This window comes from Streptomyces marinisediminis, assembly GCF_026262575.1.
Taxonomy (GTDB): Bacteria; Actinomycetota; Actinomycetes; order Streptomycetales; family Streptomycetaceae; genus Streptomyces; species Streptomyces marinisediminis.
In genome coordinates this window covers 60,722-82,008 of record NZ_JAPKFL010000008.1, presented here as the reverse complement: position 1 = coordinate 82,008, position 21,287 = coordinate 60,722, and the positions used below count along the sequence as shown (strand labels likewise).

The following is a 21,287-nucleotide window of genomic DNA, read 5'->3' as shown; positions in this document are numbered from 1 at the left end:
GGTCACGCCGGCTGGGTCTGGGGCAGGAGCGTGGTGAGCGTGACTCCGGCGGGTGGCTCGGCGGGGACGTTGAGCTGGTAGTCGTCGAAGGCGCGGGCGGTGGCGTCGCCGCGAGCGGCGATCTTGACGCTGTCGGCGAGTTGGTGGGAGGGGGCGCGGCCGAAGGCGTCGTCGTGGGTGAAGACGTACAGACCGCGGAGCGCGAGGCCGGCGCGGGCGGCGGCCCGGTCGTGCTCGAACATCAGGGTGAAGGCGCGCCAGAGCGTGGCGAGGTCCTGCGCACTGACCCCGGTCTTCTTGGCCAGGGGGGCGCTGAAGTGGCCGACGCCCTTGTAGAGACCGTAGGGGACGACGTGCTTGGAGCCCATCTCGGTCTCCTTGCCCTTGTTCTTCTTGTCGTCGGGGTCGGGCTTGTTCCAGGCGTCGACGTCTTCCTGACGGGTGGGGGTGACGCGGGTGATGCCGATGTCGAAGGGGGTGACGGGGTCGATGGAGCGGGCGAATCCGATCTGTACCGGACCCTGGACGCGGCCGGCCCACTTGCCCTTCTTGCCGGTGGTCATGACGGCACCGAACATGCGGACGTCGAAGAAGTTCCGGCACATCCACGCCTGGGCGGACCGAGGGCCGTCGGCGGCACCCTCGGCGTAGGCGCGTTCGTGCTGCGCGTTCAGTGCGACACCGGCCTCGACGTAGATGTCGTTACCCGGGGTCTCCTCGAATTCGTTGAGCATGGCGACGGTGTCGCGCAACTTCCGCTTCACGGCGACATCGGTGATCAGACCCTGGCCGGTGATCGGGTCGGTGCGCGGAATGCCTCCGTTGTCGGGATCGCCGTTCGGGTTGGAGTCGACGGCTTCGATGAGGAAGACGAAGTCGTGCTTGCGGGTGGGGTCGAGGTGGACGGCGTCGAGGCTGGTGGTGTCGGTGGTCATGGCGGTGTGTTCCTTCTGGGGTACGGCTGCCGGTGGAATGAGGGGGCGGGCCGAGCGGTACGGTCAGGCCTGGGCCGCTGTCACCGTGGCCTCATCGTCCGGTGGGCTCGCCTTGCCGGTCTCGCGCTGCTTTCGCGCGGCCTGGCCGGAGGAGTGGCGTTGGTGGAAGTAGCCGAGGACGAACCGGGCCTGCCCTTCCGGGGTGAGGTGCTGGGGCAGCGTGTTCGTCAGCCGCGCTTGCAGCTCGGAGAGCCGGTTGAGCAGTGCGGTACCGGCGGCCGGATTGTCACGTGACAACCGTCTGAAGTGGGCGACGGAGTTGGCCGCAAGCTGTGTCATCGTCGTGCGGGGTGCGATCATCGCGGTGCGGAAGTGCTTGTCCCGCAGCGACGTGTTGAGGTTGTGCAGGGCGAGGCGCTGCGTCTCTTCGAGGACGAAGAACATGCGGCCCGCCGTGTACGCGGGGTCGTCACTCGTTTCGTCGAGCCGTTCGGGCATTGCCGGGTCCACGGCGTTCCTCTCGTGATGGTTGCGGTTGAGGACGAGGCGCAGCAGCGCGACACGGGGTGTGTCGATGCGCTGGTCGGCCTGGATGCGTTGAAGGAGAGTCGGCAGGACGCGGGCCGGGACCGGAGATCCGCCGAGCGCGGAGCGGAGCAGGGCGTGTTCCAGGTCACGCGGCGCGCTGTCCTTGGCGTAGCGGTCACCGTTCCAGCGGCCGCAGGACAGGGCCATCAGCCAGACCGGCACCCACCGGACCCGGCCCTCCCAGCCGTCGAAGACCCCGTGCTGTGCGAACCAGCGCCCCAGGTGCGTTGTGACCTCTCGTACGGGCACGTCGATCCAGTCGCGCACGACGACCCGCGCGTTGTTCAGCCCGAGCGTCAGGCCGTAGAACACGTCCGTATCGACGCCTCGTGTCGCCAGCGGGGTCGGGCGGTCGTTGAGGCTGTCGACCATCCGGCCGACGAGCGTCTCGTCCAACTCGTCCTGGACCACGGCGCGGAGATCGTCGTCCGCCGAACCCACGCGGGTCCACCAGACCAGAACGCCGTTCTCCCGGAAGCGCCGGCTGTGGCGGTCCGAAGCGAGCAGGTGGTTGAGCGCCGCCATGGCGCGGCCCCCGCAGGAGTGGCAGATCGGGGTGTTCGCCAGTTGCGTGATGCCCCGCCGACCCTGCGCGGCGGCGTTGATGGAGATCAGTTGCCCTTCGTTGCTGCCACCGGCCGTGGGGACGGCCCCCTTCTTGACCGGTTCGGGAATCGTCGCCAGCAGGGAGGCGCGCTTTCCGCAGACCAGGCACAACCCCGACCGCTCGGTACGGCCCCCCTTGCGGCGCCGTACCTCCTCAGCCCAGTACCGCTGCACGGAGGGAAGCGTGTGGAGCCAGCGACGCCCCACCCGTACCGCCACCAGATCCTTGGCCTCGACACGCGGGCCAACGGCGGCGGGCCGCACCACGGGATCGGTCAGGTAGACGCGCAGCGCTGACGCGGTGCCGTCCTCCGGAGCACTGCCCGCCCAGGCCAGTGCGAGTGCACGCCAGGCGCGATGCCGACGCTCCGCCTCGACGGCCAACTTCTCACCAGCCGACCCTTCCCCGGACCTGGGCACCCCGAGCACGAACTCGGCCGTATCGACCAGCAGGTACGGGGGCACCTTCGTCCCGGACCGCTGGACGTGGGGAACCTGCTCGACCACCGCCTGGTCCCGCTGCTTGGCGGGCAGCGGCCCATCACCCTGCAACTCGGCGCTTCTGCCGTCCTCGGCGATGCGCAGCACCCAGTGGACGGTCTTTGAGCGGTAGTACTCGGCCGGCAGCTCCTCGGCTGCTCTGGCGGCGAACTCGTTCAGCCTCTGCAACAGCATCGCTCAGGCCTCCGGGCCGTCGGCGCGCCACGGGCCCTGCGGCATGGCCACGGCCTCCCTCGGCAGCGGCTCGCGCGGCACGTGCAGCACCCCGTTCTCGACCCGGGCACGAAACCACCGGTACTGCTCATCGCCTCCCGGCGTGTACTCGATCGAGTGCAGCATGACGCCCAGCTCCTCGGTGAACGTCTCTTGCACCTTCTCGGCCGCATCCAGCGGTCCGAAATGAGCGGTGAATTCGCGGCACCCGAAGAACGGCTGCGAGAAGCACGCCCCCCGCTCCACTCGGCGGCGCAACTGATCGCGGTACTTCTCCTCAGACGCTGGTGGAAAACCTCTGCCCCCGACCCTGGCCTCCGCCGACACGACCACCTGTGCGTGGATGCGGTAGCGGACATCCGACAGCGCCATGGTGCTGCGCTGATCCCGGTCCGCCTCGACGTCATAGCGGTGGGTCCGGCTCTTCTTCAGCGCCTCCACCTCGGCGGTGGAGGTGACGGACCGCACCTCGTTCCTGCGCAGCAGATGCCACCGCACAGGGCGCAGCACCTCGATCTTCGTGATGACGTACTGAAACTGCGGCTTCCAGAAAATCGCCTGCAACAGCCCGTTCGCGGCCGAGGGCGTCATCACCTGATAGCTCACCCGTTCGGACTTCAGCTCCGGCCGGGTGAAGCACGCCATTTCTCCCCAGGTCTCGACGACCAGGTCGGGGAACATCCACCCGTCGTTGCCTCGGGTCATCCGCCGCGTACCGGCGGTCGTACCAACCATGTTCGCTCCTGAGGAAGTCAACGCTTTCGATAGGAAGTAGCGAGAACACGTGCATGAACACGGGGAGGCCCCGCCTCCGCCTCGACGGCGGGACTGATCCCTCGTGCGGCCCTGTGGCTCCTCGTGTCGGTGCGTCATCCGAGGCGGATCATCTTAAAGAATCGGTAACGTCAACAGGCGACGAGTCCGGCTATGCCGGGCACTTGGCTCCACCAGTCGCGTCACTTATAGAGAACGGAGACCCTGATGGAAAGACGAGTACAGGTATTCGACTGCCGAACATTTATTCTGCTCGTGGTGGTGCTGGTCCTGTGGCCTCCCTGCCAGGTTCTGCTGGCGTTCGGATCTCGTTGACCCGGGTGCCTGCCGCGCGCTCCAACGCGCGGCAGGCACCCGGCCGACCCGTCGATATCCGGGCCCGTGGCTAACACTGCCCGCGTCGCTAATAGGGTTGCGATTCTCGGCCCGTAGAGGGGGCCGCTAGCCCCGGAGAGGCAAATCGATGCTGCCATATCAGGGAGCAGCCTCCGTGTATCTCACACTCACTACAGGGTGAACTGGGTCCGGTCCTCGGGCTCGTCGCGGTCCAGACCGCGGTCTTCGTCGTAGTTGCCGAGCCATTCCACGAGATCGCCGGTGATCGGTTCGGCAAGCCCCGCGTTCACCGCTGCGTGCACCTCCGGCCGAGGTAGTGCAGCGGTATGCGGCTGGAGGCGTCGCAGTACGTCAGGGCCGGTGGGGAAGTCGCCGCGCAGTCGGCCGATGTCCTTCCTCGCCTGCTCCCGGTCCTCCTCGCTCACCTCGGGGCGGATCACCACCACCGGGCTGGTGTGATCCTGTTCGATCATCTGAAAGTCGGCGGCGACCTGCGGGAAGTCGAGATCGCGGCGTGCGTCCTGGATGGCCTTGCCGAAGGCTCGTCCGTCCGAACCCTGCGCCGAGTAGCGCTCCAGGTAATACGCGGACAACGCGCCGAGGTCGTCGGGGCGGTTCAGATCCGGACCGAAGTACAGACTGGTGGCTTCCCTTGCGGCGCGGTAGGCCTTGTCACGGGGTTCACCGCCCTCGGCCGGGTTGAAGACGACCACCCGTCCGGCCTTCAACCTGCCTTCCCGGTTGCAGCGGCCGGCCGCCTGCTGTAGCGACTCCGCCGAGGTCACCGCCCGGTAGACGCACGGGAAATCGAGGTCGACCCCGGCCTCGATCAGCGAGGTGGAGACCACCAGCGTGGCCTGCCCGGAGTCCAGGAGCTGTCGGATCGTGGCGATGACCTCGCGTCGATGCCCTGCCGTCATCCGGGTCGAGAGGTGCAGCACGCGAGGGGCATCGCGGTCGGGCACCGCCTCCTCAACCGCCCGGTGCAGACGTGCGGCATCGGCGGTCGTGTTGACCACGGCCAGTACCTGGCGCTCCGGCTCCGCCGTGATCTCGGAGGCCAGCACCTCCCAGCTCAGGTCTGCTTCAAGCCGCCACGCGTAGTCGACTCGTTTGAGCCGCTGGAAGAGGCGCTCGACGTCGTCCACCATCTCCAGTCGCGACATGCCCTCCAGCTCAGGGTGGGACCAGAACTCCGGCTGCGTGGCGGAAGCCAGGACCACGGTCGCCCCGAACCGGTCCACCAGGCTCCGCAGGGAGCTGAGAATCGGTGCCAGCAGCCGGTCCGGGAGTGCCTGGACCTCGTCGAGCACGATCACCGAACCGGCCAGCCGGTGCAGCTTCCGCATCGCCGAGGGACGGTGGGCGAAGAGCGAGTGGAAAAGTTGCACTGTCGTCGTCACCACGAACGGTGCGTCCCAATTCTCCGCGGCCAGCCGCGCCCAGCGTCCGGCTCCGGTGTCGTCCAGCTCCACCGAGCTGTGGTGCTCCAGTACGACGGGTCCACCGGACTCCCCGCCCGCCGGGTCCATCATCCTCCGGTAGACCTGGGCGTTCTGCTCGGTGATGCTGATGAACGGAACAGCGACCACGACACGCCGCTTCCCGTGCTCGGCGGCGTGCCGCAGTGCGAACCCGGCCGAAGCGAGAGTCTTGCCCCCACCGGTCGGGACATGCAATCGGTAGAGCCCGGGAGCTCTGGCCGCGGCTGCCAACGCCTGCTGGTAGACATCCTCGCGCACAGCGTCGAGTTCGGAGCGTTCACGACGGGCCAAGAACGCCTGCCGTCGGCCTTCGAACCGTTCGCTCAGCCGACGCATATCGGCGTCGGGAGCGACCTGCGGGGAGGCGCCTGCGAAATGCGCCGCGGTGTCGAGGAAGTCGGCGTCGACCAATGTGCTGAACAGCATCCGCGACAACATGTCCAGCTCCAGGGCCATTTGGTCGCGCCGGCCTTCCCCGAGCCAGCCGGGCAGGGGTAAGCGCTGCGGCGGGACGACCTCGGGCACCATCGCTCGCACAGCCGTGACGGCCTCCTCCGCGGCTTGGGCGTCGGGCCCGTCACCGGACAGGGTCAGAAGTTCCTCCCGGATGCGGTGCCGATCGGGTAAACCGCCGTGGTGGCCGTGTACCAGCGTGGCGAAGGCAGACCCGATGTGCTCCGCCGCCAACTTCGCCCCAGCGCCCTTGTGGGGAACGCCGACGCGGGCACCGCTCCGCTCCGCCCGCACAAGCCCGTTCTGCCACATGCACGTTCCTTTGCCGACATCGTGCACGAGCGCCAGGTACGCGGCGATGTCACCCGCGCCGAACACGGCACCGAACCGTCGCGCCAAGACGGCAGAGCCCCGTAGATGCTCAGCCAGACCGTGCCGAACCCCACTGGCGTTCGCACTGTGTGCGTACAACAGTGCCCCCTCGCACCCGAGTGCCACTCACTTCCGATGGACGCGCATACCGTAGGCCACTGCACTGACAACAACCCCGCCCTCACTGAAAACGGAGACAGGGGAGGCATCCGTGGTGTAGTGGGTCTCCGGCGACAGGATTGGAGCGGGTCCGGGTCTCTGTCACACTGGCCACGACTCACCGCTTGCGAAGCGGGTTCGGTACCACAAGTACACACGGAACACGCGAGTCGCACCGAAGTAGAATGTCTGAAACGCCCGACTTGTTCCCCCTGGTGGCTGCGATTCGCAACGACCAGCAGACAAAACGGCAGTTCAGACACCGTGGCGACCGACCCCCGGGACGGTCGAGGATCGCAACCTGGAGGACGGGCGCACCATCGAGCTGATCTCGATCGGTGGCGACCGACCCCCGGGACGGTCGAGGATCGCAACACCAAGGGCTACTGGCAGCCCGTCGACGGCGAGAAGTGGCGACCGACCCCCGGGACGGTCGAGGATCGCAACCACCGCTCGGGCGTGGTCCAGCAGTGCGGGGGCTCGGGTGGCGACCGACCCCCGGGACGGTCGAGGATCGCAACCGCGTCTACCGGACGGCCCGCACCCGCAAGCGGTGGTGGCGACCGACCCCCGGGACGGTCGAGGATCGCAACAGTGACCGCGATTGTCGGCAGGCAGGTGCCGTCGGGTGGCGACCGTCCTCCGGGGCCGTTGAGGGTCGCAGCGGCCGCTAGGGGCCGGTGTCGGGCGGGCTGGTGCCGGGGTGGCCGCGGCCGGGGGTGTGTCGTGTGCGGTGGGTGTCAGTCGAGGGGGGCGGGGGGTGGTGGGGTCCAGCGGTGGGGTGGGGGGACGGTGGGGGAGAGGCCGTAGTCGGGGCGGAGGGCTTCGGGGATCGCGTAGTGCATGACCCGGCCCCGGGTGAGTGAGGACAGCTCGAACAGGGTGGTGTGGCGGCCGAGCCGGTCCAGTGCCCAGGCCGCCAGCGGGGACCGGTCCTCCGCGGTCTCCAGCACCCCCAGCAGGTGCGGCACGGTCCGCACCAGCCGGTCCCAGGCGGTGCGCGGCACCTCCAGCCAGTCGGCGCAGGTGTCCCCGACCAGGTAGCGGATCAGGGCCGGGACGAGCGGGTCGAAGACGGTGCCCGGCACCACCTGCTCGTAGAGCTCGACGAGTTGGCGGGTCAGGTGGACGCCCTCCGCGCTGGGCCCCATGTGGCGGAGCATGTACCGGTCGAGGAAGGCGCGGCCCTGGTCGAGGTCGCGCGGCACGCTCTCCTGGTCGACGCCGAGCAGCGCGCCGACCACCCGCCAGGCGTAGAAGTACGCCTCGGCGCCTTCGGGGCTCATGTGGACGTTCAGCCGGTGCAGGCTGTCCAGCACCAGCAGGGAGAAGAACATCTGGCCGCCGATCATGTCCTCCTGGCAGATCGGAGTGCCCAGCGCCGCGCTGTCCCATCGCCCCTCGCGGAGCAGGTGGTGGCGGATGGAGGCGTGCAGCAGCCGCACCTTCTGGGCGGCGGGCAGGAAGCGGCTGCCCGCCTCGAAGGCGTCGGGCCGCATCAGGTAGACGGTGAACTGCCCGGTCTCCGCCATGCGCTTGGCCGGGTAGCTCAGGCCGTGCGTCGCCGAGAGCAGCCTGGCGACGTGCGGCACGAGGTAGCAGGCGGGCATGGCGGCGAAGGACAGGGCCGTGGTGATGTGCACGTCGTTGTCCGCGAAGAACAGCCGCGCCCGCTCCATCGTCTCCCAGTCCACCCAAGCGGGCGGCGCGCTGGTGGCGTGCAGGTACTCCCGCGCGACGGCGGGCAGTCCGTCGGGCAGGGGAGCGCCCACGGTCGCGACGTAGCGCATCAACGTGTTGAACGTGCCGACTTCCCCGCGCTCGAACAGCGTGGCGACGGTGGCGTCGGCGAGCTCGTCGCCCGCGTGGCGCAGGGCGTCCAGTGACGCGTCGGTGTAGGTCATCTGCTGCCTCCTGGTGTGCGTCCCGCCCCGATGGGGCGGGACGCGGGGTCTGCCGGGCCGTTTCAGTGCTGACGGGTCGTCGCGGACCGGGCCAGGCCGGTCAGGGCGTGGGCGGCGGGGGCGGGCAGGGCGGCGTCGTCCAGGGCCCGCACCGCCGTGGCCACCCGGCCGGCGATCATGTGCTCGACGCGCTCGGGGGCGGCCAGCCGCCGCATGAGCGCGCGCACCTGCGCCAGCTCCGGCTCGCCCAGGCCGCGCCGCCCCAGCAGGCCGCGCAGCAGCTCGCGCTCCCCGGGGTCCGCGGCCCGCCACGTCTCGGCCAGCAGCGCCGTGGGCCGGTGGGCGCGCAGGTCGTCCAGGCACGCCTTGCCCGTCCGCCCGGCGTCGCCGAACAGGCCGAGCAGGTCGTCGCGCAGTTGGAAGGCCTCGCCCAGCGGCAGCCCGTAGTCGGAGAGCGCCGCCCGCGTGCGCCGGTCGGCACCGGCCAGGACGCCGCCGATCAGCAGGGGCTGCTCGACGGTGTACTTGGCGGTCTTGTACCGGACGATCTTGAGGGAGGCCGCGGTGTCCGGCGGGCCGCCGGTGCGCAGGATCTCCAGGCAGGCCCCCGCGACGAGGTCGCGGGCGAGCGCCGCCCACAGGGGCCGGGCGCGCGACAGGTAGGCGGCGGGTAGGCCGTTGTCCGCGAACAGCTCGCCGGCCAGTGCGATGAGCCAGTCGCCGACGAGCATCGCCAGGGCGCGCGCCGCCGCCCGCGGGAGCCGTCGCCCGCCCGGCGCCCGGCGCAGCGCGACGTGGGCGGTGGGCAGGCCGTGCCGCAGCGGGCTGTCGTCGATGATGTCGTCGTGCACGACGGCCGCCGCGTGCACCAGCTCCATGGAGGCCGCCGCGCGCACCAGCGCGTCGCTGTCCGGCTGTCCGGCCGCGCGCCAGCCCCAGTAGCAGAACGCCGCCCGCAGGCGCTTGCCGTGCGCGACGGCGGCCGCCACCTGGCCGGCCACCGGGGCGAGGTCGGCGTCGACGTCGAGCAGCCGGGCGGTCCGCTCGGTGACGAAGCGCTCCAGCTCCCGGTCGACCCGTGCCTTGAAGGCGGCCGGGTCCCAGGGCTCAGTCACCGCCGCCGTCGGCCCGCCGGGCCAGCGCCTGGCGGGCCAGGATCTCCAGGTGGGCCGGCGGCAGGGCGGCGTACTTGTCCAGGGCCAGCCGGCCGCGGGCCGCCAGGTCGCGCCGCGCGTCCTGGGCCAGTTCCGCGTGGTCCGCGCGCCGCAGGAACCCGCGGACCGTGCCGGCGGCCGCGCCGACGCCGCTCAGCACCACGTCGGCCACGCCCGCCGCCAGTACCAGGGCCTGCTCGTGCGGCCCGCTTGCTGCATCCGTGCTTCGCGCCATCGCGTCCCCTCACCGTCCTCGGGCAGCGGCCCGCGCTCACCCGTTCGGCCTACAGTCTGCCGCCGGGGGCGCGGACCGGCGGCGGAACGCACCATCGGATGACGTGGTGGACGGATGTGCGGTCAGCGCTGGGAGTCCGCGAGGATCCTCAGCGCCAGCTCCTTCAGTTCCGGGTCGGCCGTTGCTGCGTTCCCGGCGTCGAAGGGGGGTCGCGGGTCGTACTCGACGGCCAGTTGGACGGCCCGGGCCGTGGTCTCGTCCGTGAGGAGGGCGGCCAGGTACAGCGCCATGTCCACGCCCGCCGAGACGCCCGCCGCTGTGATGATCTTCCCGGCGCGCACGTACCGCTCCGGCAGGTAGGTCACGTCGAAGGTGGCCTCCAGGTATCCGGCCGACGCCCAGTACGTGGTGGCCCGCCGCCCGTCCAGCAGCCCGGCGGCGGCCAGGACGAGCGAGCCGGTGCACACGGAGGTGGTCCACCGGGTGCGGCGGTGGACGCGGCGTATCCAGCGCAGCAGGGACCGGTTCTCCATCGCGGCGATCGTGCCGCGGTTCCCGGCGCCCGGGACGAGCAGCACGTCGAACCGGTCCACCTCGTCGAGCGCCCGGTCGGCCAGCACGGCGGCGTCGCCGGTGTCGGTGCGCACCGGCCCGCGGCGCTCGGCGACCATCGTCACCGTGGCGCCCGGCAGCCGGGACAGCACCTCCGTGGGGCCGGTCGGGTCCAGCAGGCTGAAGCCGTCGTACAGCAGGACGCCGATGGACGGGCCCGGGCGGCCGGGGCGCCCGGGCCGCCCGGCGCCGGGGGACGGCGCGGTGCCGTCCGCGTGGTGCGCGCGGGCCGCGGCGGGGCCGGCCGCGCCGGCGGTCGCGAACGCGGCGGTGGCCGCCACGGTGCCGCCGAGCAGGGTCCTGCGGGTCGTCGGGCGGGGTGCGTCGGAAGTCGTCATGGCACGGGAGTGTGCTGCGGTGGCGAGGGACGCGCGCGCGGCATGTCCGGCATCTTGCGCAGTGTGTCCCCGCTGACGCCGTAGCGCTCCCGCAGCGCCTGGCGCATGCTCTGCGCGGAGCCGAACCCGCAGCGCCGGGCGATCGCGGCCAGCGGCAGCCCGCTGGAGCGCACCAGGTGGGCCGCCGCCTCGGTGCGCGCGGCGCGCACGGCCCGCGCCGGGGTGGTGCCCAGGTGTGCGGCGAACAGGCGGCTCAGGTGCCGGGTGCTCACCCCGGCCCGGGCGGCGAGCGCGCGCGGCGCCAGGTCGTCGGCCAGGTGGCCGCCGATGTGGCCCAGCAGGTCCCGGACCAGCCGGTCGCCCGGCGGCGGCCCGGCCAGGAACGTGCTGATCTGCGCCTGGTCGGCGGGCCGGTGCAGGTACGTCACCAGCTCCCGGGCGACGGCACGGGCCAGGGTGGGCCCGTGGTCGTCCTCGATCAGCGAGAGCGTCAGGTCCAGGGCGCTGGTCACCCCGGCGGAGGTGTAGACGTCGCCGTCCCGCACGTACAGCGGTCCGACGTCGACGGCCACCTCGGGGTGGCGGGCGGCGAGCCGCTCGCCGTGCCCCCAGTGCGTCGTCACCCGCCGGTGGTCCAGCAGCCCGGCGGCGGCCAGCACGTAGGTGCCCGTGCACACCGAGGCGACGCGGCGGCTGCGCCCGGCCAGGCGGCGCACCTGCGCCAGCAGCCGCTCGTCGGCCGCCGCGTCCTGCGAGCCCGCCCCGCCCACGACGAGCAGCGTGTCCAGCCGCCCCGTCACGGTCTCCAGGCCGCGGCCGGCCCCCAGCACGATCCCGGTCGAGCTGCGGGCGGCGCGGCGGCCCAGAGTGCCGAGCTCGATGGCGTAGGGCGGGGCGGCGCCGTAGCGGTTGGCGATGTCCAGGGCGCCGCTGGGGCAGGCGATGTCGAGGATCTGCGCGTCGTCGTAGGCGATGATCAGGACGCGCCGCTGGGAGACCATGGGGCGATCCCAGCACGCCCGCCGGCGGGGGCGGTCACCGGCCCATGCGCAGGCCGTCCGCCGCGCCGTCCCGGCTCAGTACGGCGTCCCGGATGCGGTCCCGGGCCTCGGCGTAGGCGGGCTGGTCCGGGTCCTCGCGCAGCGCGCGCGGCAGGTTGACCACGCGCAGCGGGTCGTTGGCCATGACGTGCGGGACGAACTCGGCCCGCGTCACCCGCCACGCGCCGTCGGCGCGCTCCGGCGGCGCGAAGGTGAAGCGGGCCGCCGAACCGAGCTGGCCGCGCGGGTCGCTCATCACCCCGGCCACCTGGTCGCCCATGCCGTACACCACCCAGGTGCCGTTGACCTTCTCGTACGCCTGCGGGACGTGGGCGTGGGTGCCGACGACGAGGTCGACGGCGCGCCGCCCGTCCACCTCGGCGGCGGTCAGGTGCTCGGCCAGCGCGAGCTGCCGCGCGTCCGGCTCCTCCTGCCACTCGGTGCCCCAGTGCATGCTGACCACCACCACGTCCGCCCCGCCCCGCCGCGCGGCCTCGGCGTCGGCGATGATGCGGTCGGGGTCGATGAGGTTGACCAGGTAGGGCTGGTCCTCGGGCACGGGGATGCCGTTCGTGCCGTAGGTGTAGGCGAGCTGGGCCACCCGCGCGCCGCCGGCCTCCAGCAGCGCCGGGCGGTCGCGTTCGGCGGCGGAGCGGGCCGAGCCCACGTGGCGCACCCCGGCGGCGTCCAGCGCCGCCAGCGTCCGGGTGACGCCCTCCGCGCCGGCGTCCAGGGTGTGGTTCGAGGCCGTCGAGCAACTGTCGTAGCCGGTGTCCGCGATGGCCTGCGCGACCTGGGGCGGCGTGCGGAACATCGGATAGCCGGTGAACGGGCCGCCGTCCGCGCCGACGACCGTCTCCAGGTGACAGATGGCCAGGTCGGCGGCGTCGACGACCGGTTTGGCGCCCGCGAGCATCCGCTGGAACGCGTAGCCGCCCTCACCGCCGCCCGCGTCGGCCGCGGCCTGCCGGATCACCGAGTCGTGGCTGAGGATGTCGCCGGTGGCGACCAGGGTGAACGATGCGGCGTCCGCCTCGCCGGCCGGGGTCGGCTGCCGCGAGCCGTCCGACCGGGGCGTCGCGGGGTCCGGCTGGCCGCAGGCGGCGAGCGGGGTGAGCAGCGCGGCCGTCAGCAGCGCGGCGATGCGGACTCGTCCGGGGTGTGACACGGCTCCACTCCAAGGTCACATTGTAGGATTAATATGACAATCCCACTGATGCGCAGGGTGGGGAGCACGACAACGCCGCCACGCCGGTCGTTAGCCGGGGTGGCGGCGTCGTGACACTCGTCCGGGGGAAGCCCGCGGCCCGCCCGCCGGACGCGGGGGAGCCCGGCAGGGCGTCAGCCGGGGTGCGTCACCCGGATCTTCGACTGCTTGTGCGGCAGCTCGTCCCAGTCCGCCATCGGCCGGGCCACCAGCCCGTGCGACGCGGCGAGCGCCGTCAGCGTCTCCGTGCGGTAGTAGAAGTCCTCGCGCAGCACGTGGTGCTCGTTGCCCAGCGTGCGGTTGTAGGTGAAGTCGAAGTGCCCGCCCGGCGCCAGGACGCGGCCCACGTGCGCCAGGCACTCGTCGATGACCTCGACGGGCGAGTGCGAGAAGACGCTGTGGGCGTGCACCACCGTGAAGTGGCCGTCCGGCAGGTGCGCCAGCTTGAGGTCGTCCACGAGCGTCAGGTGGGGCAGCTTGTCCGCCAGGCCGTGCCGGATCAGCGTCTGCCGCGCGGCGAGCAGGATCTCCGGCGAGATGTCGACGCCGTGGTAGTGGCCGGGCTCCAGGTACTCGATGAACAGGCGGCCCGCGCGCAGGTTGCCGCAGCCGATCTCCAGCATGCGGTCGCCGGGGGCCAGCCCGTGCCGCACCAGGTAGTCGAACTGCATCTGACCGAGCGCCACCCAGCGCTCGTGCGTGGCGCTGCCCACCGCCGACTTCGGGTCGCGGGCCGTGTCGTCCCGCATCACCGCCCGGTAGTAGGCGACGTGGTCCCCGCCCGACGCCCGCCGCAGCCGCCAGTCCCGCGCCAGGCGGCGCAGGTAGGGCCGCACGCGGCTGGGGTGGCGCGCCGCGTAGGCCAGCTTGTGCGCCAGGGACGAGCGGTTGGTGTGCAGTCGTCGGGACATGGGGATGAGCCTTTCGCCGGTCGCCGGTATGCCGTGGTGCCAGACGGGAAGCCCCCGTGTGAGCATCGCTACGTCAACGACCCAGGGAGGCGCAAGTGGCGGACGAGCTGGCGGACATGCCGCAGGACTGGCAGCGGGCGCTGGCGGTGGTCGCCCACCCCGACGACCTCGAGTACGGCGCGGCGGCGGCCGTCGCGCACTGGACGGCGCAGGGCAAGGACGTCACCTACCTGCTGGTCACGCGCGGCGAGGCGGGCATCGACACGATGGAGCCCGCGGAGGCGGCCCGGGTGCGCACGCGCGAGCAGCAGGCGAGCGCGGAGGTCGTCGGGGTGCGGACCGTGGAGTTCCTCGACCACCGGGACGGCGTCGTCGAGTACGGCGTCCCGCTGCGCCGCGACCTCGCCGCCGCGATCCGCCGCCACCGCCCCGACCTGGTGCTCACCATCAGCGGCGACGACACCTGGCCGGGCGGCTACTGGAACACCCCCGACCACCGGGCCGTCGCGCGCGCCGTGGTCGACGCGGCCGGTGACGCGGGCAACCGGTGGATCTTCCCCGACGCCGGCCCGGAACGCTGGGACGGTGTGCGCTGGGTGGCGGTGGCCGCCGTCGCCGACCCCACGCACGTCCAGCGGGTCACGGACACCGACGTCGAGCGCGCGGTCGCCTCGCTCACCGAGCACCGCGCCTACCTGGCCGCGCTGAGCGAGGAGCCGCCGGAGCGGTACGCGCGCTCCTTCCTGACGTCCGCGATGGAGCCCCTGCGCGAACGGCTCGGCACGACGGCGGTCTCCTTCCGCGTCCACCCCCGGTAGCCGCGCCGGGCCGCCGCGCGCGGCGGGCGCACCCGTACCGTCTCCGGCGGACGGGTGCGGCGCCCGGCCGCGCGGCGCCTTCCGGGCCGGGGGACGCGGGCGGCGGGGGACGCGGGGCCGCGTGCGGTCACCGGCCCCGGGCGGGTGGAGCGACCCCGCGTGCCGGTCGCGCGGCGTCCCGGCGCGGAGGCACCGGGGCGGGCCCCCCGACGGCGCGCACGCTTCGACGGCGCGCACGCTTCGGCGGCACGCGGCACGCGGCGCGCCGTGCGGCCCCGGCGCCCGGGCCGCGTGCCGGGCACGGCGCCGAGCCGGTCCGCGGCGCGCCGTGCCCGGGCGCGCGGTGACCGGCGTCGTCGCCCCGGCGCCGGGCGTGTCCGGCGGGCCGTGCCCGCGCCCGCCGCGCCCTGCCCGGGGCCGGGTCAGGCGCGGCCGCGCGGGGTCCACAGGGCCAGGGCGGCCAGGGGCAGCAGCAGCGCCGCGGCTGCCGCGTTGAGCCAGCCGTAGCCCGCCTGGGCCACGATCAGCCCGGCCAGTGCCCCGCCCAGCCCCGCCGCCGCGTTCATCGACAGGTCGGACAGGCCCTGCGCGGCCGCCCGCGCGGCCTGCGGCACCGCGTCGGTCAGCAGCGCCGAGCCCGCGACCAGCCCCGCCGACCAGCCCAGGCCCAGCAGGAACAGCCCCACCGCGCTCTGCGTGTGGCTGGCGCCCGCCGTCCCGGCGAGCAGCGTCGCGCACGCCAGCAGGGCCACGGCCAGGGCGATCACCGACACCCGGCCCACCCGGTCGGCGAGCCACCCCATCAGCGGCGAGAACGCGTACATCCCGCCGATGTGGCCGCTGATCACCAGGCCGATCAGCTCCAGGTCGGCTCCGTGGTGGCTGAGGTCGACCGGGGTCATCACCATCACCGCGACCATCACCGTGTGCGAGCCGGTCACGGTCGCGAGCGCCAGCCGGGCGCGCGGCGAGGCGGCGACGGCCCGCCAGCCGGCCCGCAGGGAGCGGTCGGCGGAGGAGTCCGGCGCGCCGCCGCCGGCCGCAGCGAGCGCCCGCGCCGTCAGCAGCGGGTCCGGCCGCAGCAGCAGCCACACCAGCGCGGCCGCGACCAGGAAGATCCCGGCGCCCCAGACGAACGGGCCCGCCGTCTCGGGGATGCCGAGCCCGGCCAGACTCCGCCCGGCCGGGCTCGCCAGGTTGGGGCCGGCCACCGCGCCGATCGTCGTGGCCCACACCACCAGCGAGATCGTCCGCGCCCGGTGGCGCGGTTCGGCCAGGTCCGCCGCGGCGAACCGCGCCTGGAGGTTGGCCGACGAGCCCGCGCCGAAGGCCGCCATGCCCAGCAGGAGCAGCGGGAACCAGGCCAGTACGGCCCCGACCACGACGACCGCGCCGCCGGCCGCGGCGATCAGGTAGGCCAGCGTCAGGCCCGGCCTGCGCCCGCGGGCCGCCATCAGCGCGGCCAGCGGCAGGGACAGCAGCGCGGTACCGATCACCGACGCGGTCGAGGCGAGCCCGGCCACGGCCTCCGAGCCGCCGATGTCCTCGGCCAGCACGGCGGCGAGCGCGATCGCGGTCGCCACGCCCAGCCCGCCGAGCACCTGGGTGACCACCAGTACGGCGTTGGTCCGCCGTCGGATCGCCGCGAGCCGTACGGCCTCCGGGGCGGCCTCCGCCGGCGGCGGCACGACGGGGGAGACGGCGGGGACGGTGGCGGATATGGCGGGGGTGTCGGTGCTGTCAGCAGGCTCGTTCACAGCGCGCATTGTGGCAGCCGGGCCGGACGCCGCCCATCGGACGGGCAGACGAGCACACCGGAGCGCGGGTGTCTGGACCCGGCGCACGCCCGGCACACGGACGCACACCGCCGACGCGGGGCGCCGGGCGCGCGGCAGACGGGCGCCCGGCGCCCCGGGGCGGGCGCCCCGGGAGTCCGGCGCCCGCCCCGGCGCGCTCCTGCCGCCGTCCGCGTGCGCCGGACGCGCACCGGGCGCGCGGTGCCGGGCGCGCGGTGCCGGGCGTGCGGTGCCGGGAGTGCGCGGGGTGCCGCACGGGCGGGCTGGCGGCGAACGGCGCTAGAAGAGCGGCGCGGGCAGGAGGCCCTCCACGGCCAGCAGCGCCCGCTTGGTCTCCAGGCCGCCGCTGAAGCCGCCGATGCCGCCGCCGGTGGCCACCACCCGGTGGCACGGGACGAGCACCGGCAGCGGGTTGGCGCCCATCGCCGCGCCGACGGCGCGCACCGCGCCGGGGGACCCCACGGCGTCGGCCAGGTCCTGGTAGGTCACGAGGCTGCCGTAGGGGACCGCGTGCGCCAGCTCGCGCAGCACCCGCGCGGTGAACCCGCCGGTCAGCGCCCAGTCCAGCGGGGTGTGGAACGCGCGCAGCCCGCCGGTGAAGTAGGCGTCCAGCTCCTCGGCCGCCTGGCGGAGCACCGGGTGGGCCCCGGCGTCGGCCGACTCGGTGGGCTCCGTGCCGAGCCGGCCGCCCGCCTGGGCCAGCGCGCGCCGGACCCGGCGCTCGTCGGCGTGGAAGCCCACGTGCAGCAGGCCGTCGGCGGTGGCGAGGAGCAGCAGCGGTCCGACGGGCGTCTGCCGCACCGTCCAGGACGCGGGCACGGTCGTTGGGGTCATACGCGAGACCTTACGGCCGCGCGGGCGCCCCCGGCCGGGCTTCGCGCGGCCCGTGCCGGACGGGACGGGACCGGGACGGGACCGGCCCGGGGCGGGTACGGGGCGGTACGGGCCCGGCCCCGCCCGTGCGGCGCGCGTCAGCTCCGGCCGCGGGCCGCGTCGCGCACGACGTCCGGACGGTTGCTGATGATGCCGTCGACCCCGAGGCCGGCCATCCGGGCAGCCGTGTCGGCATCGTCCACGGTCCAGGTGAACAGCTCCAGGGGCCGCCCGCTCGGACCCCGGGTGGCGTGCACGGCGTCGACGTACTCGGCGGTGACGGTGGTGTAGCGCGGGTTGACCTGGTCGGCGAAGGCGGCGTACCGGGGCAGGTCGGCCACCTTCGGCGTGCCCAGGAAGCCGGTCTTGACCTCGGGCTTGAGCTCGTGGACGCGGCGCAGGGAGGCGGCGTCGAACGTCTGCACGGCCAGCCGGGTGCGCAGGTGGCGCCGGTCGAGCCAGCCCTCCTTGCGCAGCTCCCGCAGGATGTCCCGCTCGATGCCCGGGTACAGCTCCGGCTTCTTGATCTCCAGCAGCAGCTTCTGGTTGTTCGCGGTGATCGTGTCCAGGAACTCCGTCAGCGTGGGCACGCCCTCGCCCGCGTACCGCGCGTCGAACCAGCTCCCGGCGTCCAGCCGGTCGATCTCCGCCGCGGTGAAGTCGGTCACCTTCCACGGCGCGCGGTCGGGGAAGACCTCCTCGACGTCGGTAGTGCGGCTCAGCGTCTCGTCGTGCATGACGATCAGCTCGCCGTCCTTCGTGCGCTGGACGTCGTTCTCCACCCAGGTGATGCCGAGCTCGTCCGCCTTGTCGGCCGCCGCCAGCGTGTTCTCCGGGGCGTAGGCGGAAGCGCCGCGGTGCGCGACGGGCACGACGCCGCCGGGCCGGGGCGCGGCGGGCGCCGCCGGGGCGTCCGGTGCGGCCGGCGCCTCGGGCGCTTCGGGTGCCTCCGGAGCTTCCGGGGCCTCGGGGGCCTCGGGAGCCTCCGGCGCGGGGACCGAGGGCGCGGCGGCCGGGGCGGCGGCGCCCGCCCCCGCGCCCTGGTCCGCCGGGGCGGCCGGGGCCGGCGCGGCGGTGAGGAGGAAGGCGACGACGGACAGGAACGAGCCGGTCACAGCGGTGGGGCGAAGGGACACAGGGGGCTCCTCACGTCAGGGACGGCGGTGCGCGTCGTGCGCGTCCCGCCCGCTGCTCTCGACGGTGCGTCAGCGCGGTGTCGCACCGCGTCAGCGACGCGCACGCAAGGAGCATTCCCGCAGCACGCTGCGCATACGTGGGCGCCAAACGGGTGCCGGGTGACGACGAGCTGAACGTTGTCGGTGCCGCGCCGTACCGTGGGTGTCATGCGGCCCGTGACCCAGATCGAACGCAAGGTGGCGCCCTTCGAGGTCGTCAGCCCCTACCAGCCCAGTGGGGACCAGCCCACCGCCATCGCCGAGCTCGCCCGGCGCGTCGAGGCGGGGGAGAAGGACGTGGTGCTGCTCGGCGCCACGGGCACCGGCAAGTCGGCGACCACCGCGTGGATGATCGAGAAGCTCCAGCGGCCCACGCTGGTGATGGCGCCGAACAAGACGCTCGCCGCCCAGCTCGCCAACGAGTTCCGCGAGCTGCTGCCGAACAACGCCGTGGAGTACTTCGTCTCCTACTACGACTACTACCAGCCGGAGGCGTACGTCCCGCAGTCCGACACCTACATCGAGAAGGACTCCTCGATCAACGAGGAGGTCGAGCGGTTGCGGCACAGCGCCACGAACTCGCTGCTCACCCGGCGGGACGTGGTGGTGGTCGCCTCCGTCTCCTGCATCTACGGCCTGGGCACGCCGCAGGAGTACGTGGACCGCATGGTGCCGCTGAAGGTCGGGGACGAGGTCGACCGCGACGCGCTGCTGCGCCGCCTGGTGGAGATCCAGTACGCCCGCAACGACGTCAGCTTCAGCCGCGGCACCTTCCGGGTCCGGGGGGACACCATCGAGGTCTTCCCCGTCTACGAGGAACTCGCCGTGCGGATCGAGATGTTCGGGGACGAGATCGAGGCGCTCTCCACGCTCCACCCGATCACCGGCGAGGTGGTCTCCGACGACACCGAGCTGTACGTCTTCCCCGCCTCCCACTACGTGGCCGGTGAGGAGCGCATGCACCGGGCGGTGCGCGCCATCGAGGACGAGCTGGCGCGGACGCTGACGGCGATGGAGAAGCAGGGCAAGCTGCTGGAGGCCCAGCGCCTGCGCATGCGCACCACCTACGACCTGGAGATGATGCAGCAGATCGGCACCTGCTCGGGCATCGAGAACTACTCGCTGCACATCGACGGCCGCGAGCCCGGCTCCCCGCCGCACACGCTGCTGGACTACTTCCCGGAGGACTTCCTCCTGGTGATCGACGAGTCCCACGTCACCGTGCCGCAGGTCGGCGCCATGTACGAGGGCGACGCCTCCCGCAAGCGCACCCTGGTCGACCACGGCTTCCGGCTGCCCTCGGCGATGGACAACCGGCCGCTGAAGTGGGAGGAGTTCCTGGAGCGCATCGGGCAGACGGTCTACCTGTCCGCCACGCCCGGCGCCTACGAGCTGTCCCGCTCCGACGGCGTCGTCGAGCAGATCATCCGCCCCACCGGCCTGGTGGACCCGGAGGTCGTCGTCAAGCCCACCGAGGGTCAGATCGACGACCTGGTGCACGAGATCCGCACCCGCACCGAGAAGGACGAGCGCGTCCTGGTCACCACCCTGACCAAGAAGATGGCCGAGGACCTGACGGACTACTTCCTGGAGATGGGCATCGCGGTGCGCTACCTGCACAGCGACGTGGACACCCTGCGCCGGGTGGAGCTGCTGCGCGAACTGCGCGCGGGGGAGTACGACGTGCTGGTCGGCATCAACCTGCTGCGCGAGGGGCTGGACCTGCCGGAAGTCTCCCTGGTGGCGATCCTGGACGCGGACAAGGAGGGCTTCCTGCGCTCGGGCACCTCCCTCATCCAGACCATCGGCCGTGCCGCGCGCAACGTCTCCGGCCAGGTGCACATGTACGCGGACAAGGTCACCCCGGCGATGGAGCGGGCCATCGACGAGACCAACCGGCGCCGCGCCAAGCAGATCGCCTACAACACCGAGCGCGGCATCGACCCGCAGCCGCTGCGCAAGAAGATCGGCGACATCGTCTCGGCCATCGCCCGCGAGGAGCTCGACACCGAGGAGCTGCTGGGCACCGGCTACCGGCAGGCCGTCGGCGGCGGCAAGGGCGGCGGCAAGCCGAAGGCGCCGGTCCCCGCGCTGGGCAAGGGCGTCGTCAAGGGCGACGCTCGCGGTGCCGCCGGACGCGGCGCGGTCGGCACCGCCGACGCCCCCGCCGACCGGCCGGCGACGGAGCTGGCCGGGATCATCGAGGAGCTCACCGAGCGCATGCGGGCCGCCGCCGCCGAGCTGCAGTTCGAGGTCGCCGCCCGGCTGCGGGACGAGGTGGGCGAGCTGAAGAAGGAGCTGCGCCAGATGCGCGAGGCCGGGCTGAGGTAGCCGCGCCCGCCGGGACGGGCGCGGCCCCGCGCGGTGCGGCGGGGATGCGCCCGCCGCCCGTGCTCGCGGGCGGCTCCGTGCTCCCGGGCCGCCCCTCGGCGCTTCCGGGCCGCGGCGTGCTCGCAGGCTGCTCCGCCCGCGTCGGCCGTTCCGCCCGCGCAGGCGGCCCCCCGTCCGCGGGCGGCCCCGGCCCGCGCGCCCGGCCCGGCCGCGGCACTCCGCGCGGGCCGGCGCGCACCCCTCCCGCGCGGGCCGGCGCCCCGGACGGGTCGCGCGCCGGGCTGCGTCCGCCGGCGCCGTCCCGCACCGCGCTCCCGGCGCCTGGGCGGTGCGTCCGCCCGGTGGCCCGCCCACGGGCGCGCCCCGCCGCGGTCCGGCGCCGTCGCCCGGTCGGACGCCGTCGCGTGCCCTGGGGCCGGTCGCTGTCGCGTGCCCTGGGGCCGGTCGCCGTCGCGTGCCCGGGGCGCCGGGC

At 73.5% G+C, this 21,287-nt stretch carries 16 protein-coding genes and 1 CRISPR repeat array; of the genes, 2 read left to right on the top strand and 14 right to left on the bottom strand.

What is annotated here, in order from left to right:
• Positions 1 to 2 precede the first annotated feature (2 nt).
• From cas7c to OSB71_RS08815, 11 genes are all read right to left on the bottom strand, one after another.
• Positions 3 to 935 carry a type I-C CRISPR-associated protein Cas7/Csd2 gene (gene cas7c, locus OSB71_RS08865; protein WP_265946174.1) on the bottom strand — a complete coding sequence of 311 codons (933 nt, stop codon included), beginning with the start codon at positions 933 to 935 and terminating at the stop codon, positions 3 to 5.
• Between the two features lie 63 nt (positions 936 to 998).
• Entirely contained in the window at positions 999 to 2,804 is a 1,806-nt protein-coding gene (cas8c, locus tag OSB71_RS08860) for a type I-C CRISPR-associated protein Cas8c/Csd1 (RefSeq protein WP_265946172.1), read from the bottom strand.
• A 3-nt stretch (positions 2,805 to 2,807) separates the two neighbouring features.
• Positions 2,808 to 3,578, bottom strand: a complete 771-nt coding sequence (gene cas5c / locus OSB71_RS08855; protein WP_265946170.1) for a type I-C CRISPR-associated protein Cas5c — start codon at positions 3,576 to 3,578, stop codon at positions 2,808 to 2,810.
• Between the two features lie 545 nt (positions 3,579 to 4,123).
• Positions 4,124 to 6,388, bottom strand: a complete 2,265-nt coding sequence (cas3, locus tag OSB71_RS08850) for a CRISPR-associated helicase Cas3' (RefSeq protein WP_265946168.1) — start codon at positions 6,386 to 6,388, stop codon at positions 4,124 to 4,126.
• A 297-nt stretch (positions 6,389 to 6,685) separates the two neighbouring features.
• Positions 6,686 to 7,086: a CRISPR direct-repeat array (repeat unit 37 nt; unit sequence GTGGCGACCGACCCCCGGGACGGTCGAGGATCGCAAC).
• A 75-nt stretch (positions 7,087 to 7,161) separates the two neighbouring features.
• Positions 7,162 to 8,325, bottom strand: a complete 1,164-nt coding sequence (locus OSB71_RS08845; protein ID WP_265946166.1) for an oxygenase MpaB family protein — start codon at positions 8,323 to 8,325, stop codon at positions 7,162 to 7,164.
• A gap of 62 nt (positions 8,326 to 8,387) precedes the next feature.
• A complete protein-coding gene (locus tag OSB71_RS08840; RefSeq protein WP_265946164.1) occupies positions 8,388 to 9,440 on the bottom strand; it encodes a polyprenyl synthetase family protein in 1,053 nt (350 codons plus the stop codon).
• On the bottom strand, positions 9,433 to 9,714 hold the full coding sequence (locus OSB71_RS08835) for a polyprenyl synthetase (protein ID WP_265946162.1): 282 nt from the start codon (positions 9,712 to 9,714) through the stop codon (positions 9,433 to 9,435). The genes OSB71_RS08840 and OSB71_RS08835 overlap by 8 nt, the downstream gene beginning before the upstream one ends.
• 122 nt (positions 9,715 to 9,836) lie before the next feature.
• Positions 9,837 to 10,664 (bottom strand): DJ-1/PfpI family protein, encoded by an 828-nt coding sequence (locus OSB71_RS08830; RefSeq protein WP_265946159.1) that lies wholly within the window; start codon positions 10,662 to 10,664, stop codon positions 9,837 to 9,839.
• Positions 10,661 to 11,665: a GlxA family transcriptional regulator gene (locus tag OSB71_RS08825; RefSeq protein ID WP_265946158.1), complete on the bottom strand. Its 1,005-nt coding sequence runs from the start codon at positions 11,663 to 11,665 to the stop codon at positions 10,661 to 10,663. The genes OSB71_RS08830 and OSB71_RS08825 overlap by 4 nt, the downstream gene beginning before the upstream one ends.
• 34 nt (positions 11,666 to 11,699) lie before the next feature.
• On the bottom strand, positions 11,700 to 12,872 hold the full coding sequence (locus OSB71_RS08820; protein ID WP_265946156.1) for a CapA family protein: 1,173 nt from the start codon (positions 12,870 to 12,872) through the stop codon (positions 11,700 to 11,702).
• A gap of 173 nt (positions 12,873 to 13,045) precedes the next feature.
• Complete coding sequence (locus OSB71_RS08815) at positions 13,046 to 13,822, bottom strand: class I SAM-dependent methyltransferase (protein ID WP_265946154.1); 777 nt, start codon at positions 13,820 to 13,822, stop codon at positions 13,046 to 13,048.
• Between the two features lie 116 nt (positions 13,823 to 13,938).
• Between OSB71_RS08815 and OSB71_RS08810 the strand changes: the two genes are divergently transcribed.
• Entirely contained in the window at positions 13,939 to 14,640 is a 702-nt protein-coding gene (locus OSB71_RS08810) for a PIG-L deacetylase family protein (protein ID WP_265946365.1), read from the top strand.
• A 422-nt stretch (positions 14,641 to 15,062) separates the two neighbouring features.
• Here OSB71_RS08810 and OSB71_RS08805 read toward each other — a convergent pair whose 3' ends face one another.
• The 3 genes from OSB71_RS08805 to OSB71_RS08795 form a co-directional block, all read right to left on the bottom strand.
• Positions 15,063 to 16,406, bottom strand: a complete 1,344-nt coding sequence (locus OSB71_RS08805) for an MFS transporter (protein WP_416237221.1) — start codon at positions 16,404 to 16,406, stop codon at positions 15,063 to 15,065.
• Between the two features lie 309 nt (positions 16,407 to 16,715).
• Entirely contained in the window at positions 16,716 to 17,270 is a 555-nt protein-coding gene (locus OSB71_RS08800; RefSeq protein WP_265946152.1) for a methylated-DNA--[protein]-cysteine S-methyltransferase, read from the bottom strand.
• Positions 17,271 to 17,407: 137 nt separating this feature from the next.
• Positions 17,408 to 18,445, bottom strand: coding sequence for a glycerophosphodiester phosphodiesterase (locus OSB71_RS08795; RefSeq protein WP_265946151.1), 1,038 nt, complete (start codon positions 18,443 to 18,445; stop codon positions 17,408 to 17,410).
• Positions 18,446 to 18,652: 207 nt separating this feature from the next.
• Here OSB71_RS08795 and uvrB point away from each other — a divergent pair, with 207 nt between their 5' ends.
• A complete protein-coding gene (gene uvrB / locus OSB71_RS08790; protein ID WP_265946150.1) occupies positions 18,653 to 20,815 on the top strand; it encodes an excinuclease ABC subunit UvrB in 2,163 nt (720 codons plus the stop codon).
• Positions 20,816 to 21,287 lie beyond the last annotated feature (472 nt).

What these genes read in the sequence shown, in the direction of transcription:
- OSB71_RS08815 (WP_265946154.1), bottom strand. Translation starts at nt 13,822, where the DNA reads ATGTCCCGACGACTGCACACCAACCGCTCGTCCCTGGCGCACAAGCTG.
- OSB71_RS08810 (WP_265946365.1), top strand. Translation starts at nt 13,939, where the DNA reads ATGCCGCAGGACTGGCAGCGGGCGCTGGCGGTGGTCGCCCACCCCGAC.
- uvrB (WP_265946150.1), top strand. Translation starts at nt 18,653, where the DNA reads ATGCGGCCCGTGACCCAGATCGAACGCAAGGTGGCGCCCTTCGAGGTC.
- cas5c (WP_265946170.1), bottom strand. Translation starts at nt 3,578, where the DNA reads ATGGTTGGTACGACCGCCGGTACGCGGCGGATGACCCGAGGCAACGAC.
- cas8c (WP_265946172.1), bottom strand. Translation starts at nt 2,804, where the DNA reads ATGCTGTTGCAGAGGCTGAACGAGTTCGCCGCCAGAGCAGCCGAGGAG.
- OSB71_RS08825 (WP_265946158.1), bottom strand. Translation starts at nt 11,665, where the DNA reads ATGGTCTCCCAGCGGCGCGTCCTGATCATCGCCTACGACGACGCGCAG.
- cas7c (WP_265946174.1), bottom strand. Translation starts at nt 935, where the DNA reads ATGACCACCGACACCACCAGCCTCGACGCCGTCCACCTCGACCCCACC.
- OSB71_RS08800 (WP_265946152.1), bottom strand. Translation starts at nt 17,270, where the DNA reads ATGACCCCAACGACCGTGCCCGCGTCCTGGACGGTGCGGCAGACGCCC.
- OSB71_RS08805 (WP_416237221.1), bottom strand. Translation starts at nt 16,406, where the DNA reads ATGCGCGCTGTGAACGAGCCTGCTGACAGCACCGACACCCCCGCCATA.
- OSB71_RS08830 (WP_265946159.1), bottom strand. Translation starts at nt 10,664, where the DNA reads ATGACGACTTCCGACGCACCCCGCCCGACGACCCGCAGGACCCTGCTC.
- OSB71_RS08835 (WP_265946162.1), bottom strand. Translation starts at nt 9,714, where the DNA reads ATGGCGCGAAGCACGGATGCAGCAAGCGGGCCGCACGAGCAGGCCCTG.
- OSB71_RS08845 (WP_265946166.1), bottom strand. Translation starts at nt 8,325, where the DNA reads ATGACCTACACCGACGCGTCACTGGACGCCCTGCGCCACGCGGGCGAC.